The organism is Mesorhizobium intechi, from assembly GCF_002879535.1.
GTDB lineage: Bacteria > Pseudomonadota > Alphaproteobacteria > Rhizobiales > Rhizobiaceae > Mesorhizobium > Mesorhizobium intechi.
This window is the reverse complement of record NZ_PNOT02000273.1, coordinates 1-2062: the sequence shown is the minus strand read 5'-3', so window position 1 is coordinate 2062 and position 2062 is coordinate 1. Positions and strand designations below refer to the sequence as shown.

Annotated in this window: 2 protein-coding genes; one reads left to right on the top strand and one right to left on the bottom strand. The window is 60.7% G+C overall.

The window, feature by feature from the left end:
* Positions 1-56: 56 nt before the first annotated feature.
* Positions 57-914 (bottom strand): helix-turn-helix domain-containing protein, encoded by an 858-nt coding sequence (locus tag C1D09_RS23980; protein WP_143976594.1) that lies wholly within the window; start codon positions 912-914, stop codon positions 57-59.
* A 229-nt stretch (positions 915-1143) separates the two neighbouring features.
* Between C1D09_RS23980 and C1D09_RS23975 the strand changes: the two genes are divergently transcribed.
* On the top strand, positions 1144-2062 hold a 919-nt coding region (locus tag C1D09_RS23975; protein ID WP_143976593.1), incomplete at its 3' end, for a fatty acid desaturase.

Below are 2062 nucleotides of genomic sequence, written 5' to 3'. Positions count from 1 at the left end.
GGCTTGGCCCCGACCGTGTCGGGGCCAAGCAATCGAACGACCATGATCGCCGTCGATCAGACAGAGCCTGATGGGAATGACATGCCGGCCAGATTTCGGGCGAAACCTGCCGCCTCGTGCGGGTTGACGTCGGCGGCGCGGATCAGATTGTCGAAGTGCTGGGTCAGTGCCTGGACCGGCTGGGTGGCGTTCAGCACGACATACATGTCGCCGACATAGATGGCGGCGCGATAGGGGCCGAAGATGGTGAGCGGGATCGAATAGCGCATGCGCCCGTCATAGAGAAACAGGCGGAAGGTCGGATAGAGATCGTCGAGCAGCGTCGCCATATGGGCGAGCTGTTGGCGGCGGTCTGCCTCGGGAAAGCGATCCCATACGCCGAGGCCGCGCGCGAAAATCTCGAGCGTGTGGCGCGGCATGCAGACTTCCATGTCGGTTTCCGGGCGGCGGTTGTATTCGATGCGGTACTGTGTCTCGCTGGCCTGCGCCAGCCGACTCCTGTTGGTGATGTTGGCCTCGTAGTCGACAAGAGCGCGGGTTCGCAGCAGATCGGGAATGCCCGCGGGCACGTAGCGGATCTTGGTGCCCGCTGCCTCGGCGAACCATTTGGCGAGCAGCGTGCGGTCGAAACCATCGGGCGCTTCCTCGATCTCCAGGCTTTCGCGGATTTCGCCGGTGACGCCTTCGTCCTGGCTGAGGCCCAGCAGCCAGTCCAGGGACACCTTGAATTCGGCGGCGATGTTGAGCAGCGTTTCGGCACGCGGCAGGCGGGTCGAGGCACCTGACATCAGCTGCGACAGCGCAGACCGATCGATGCCGACTGCTGACGCGAACGCCGACTGATTGAGGTCGGAGCGTGTCAGGAGCAGCTTCAGACGCTCCCGGAAAATTGCTGACAGATCGCGTTTGTCCATCGCCCGCTTCTCCGCATGTTGAGGACAAATTTGCGCTAAAGTAGCCTGTGGGGCGCCTCAGGCGTAAATGAATCCCTAAGGTTGTTTACAATGTATAACATGTGCGGTCAAAAATGCGCAATCGCAACATTTTGTATACTTTGTCGCGTTGAGTGGAATCATTTCTCCTGACACTATGCTGTCAGGAGCCAGTGGGGGTTCCGACGACTGAGGGGCAGTGGTCGATAGCATGACAGGCAAGAGCATCAAGCGACGTAACGCACCAGCCATCGAGTGGCCGACCGCGGTTCTCGCTTTCTTCTGCTACGGAACATGGCTTGCCACCGGTTTCCTGCTCTGGCCGTCCTATCCCATCCTCGCGCTCGCTCTCCTTGGCTTCGTCCTGGCACTGCAGTCGTCGATCATGCACGAGGTGCTGCATGGCCATCCGACGCGCAGCGCGTTGATCAACGAAGCCTTCGTCTTCCTGCCGATCGGCCTGGTCTGGCCGTTCCGCCGCTTCAAGACATTGCATTTGCGCCACCATGCCGACGAGCGGCTGACCGATCCGCTCGACGATCCGGAAAGCTATTACCAGGCGCTGTGGCAGCATGACGATTTGCCGCCGACGATGAAGTTCCTGCTCAAGATCAACAACACCATGGTCGGCCGTTTCTTCCTTGGCCCCTGGCTGTCCTGCATCGGCTTCTTCATCGACGATTTCAAGCAGATGGTGGCTGGCGACAAGGCGATCCGCAGGGCTTGGCTGCTGCATGCGATCGGCCTCGCCATCGTAGCGCCGATCGTGCAGTTCGGCTTCGGCATTCCGCTGTGGCTCTACATCCTGGCGCCGGTCTGGCTCGGCCAGTCGCTGATCGCGATCCGCACCTTTGCCGAGCATCAGTGGTCCGAGCATCCGGAAGGCCGCACGGTGATCATCGAGCGCTCGCCGCTGTCGTTGCTGTTCCTGAACAACAATCTGCACTTCGTCCATCATAAGAAGCCCACGGCGGCCTGGTACCAACTGCCGAGACTGTTTCGCGAGCGTCGCGACGAATGGCTGCGGATGAACAATGGCTATGCCTATCCGAATTATTTCGCGCTGATCAAAGCCTACGCCTTCAAGGCGAAGGAGCCGATCGTGCATCCGGTGCTGCGGCGGGCGCCCG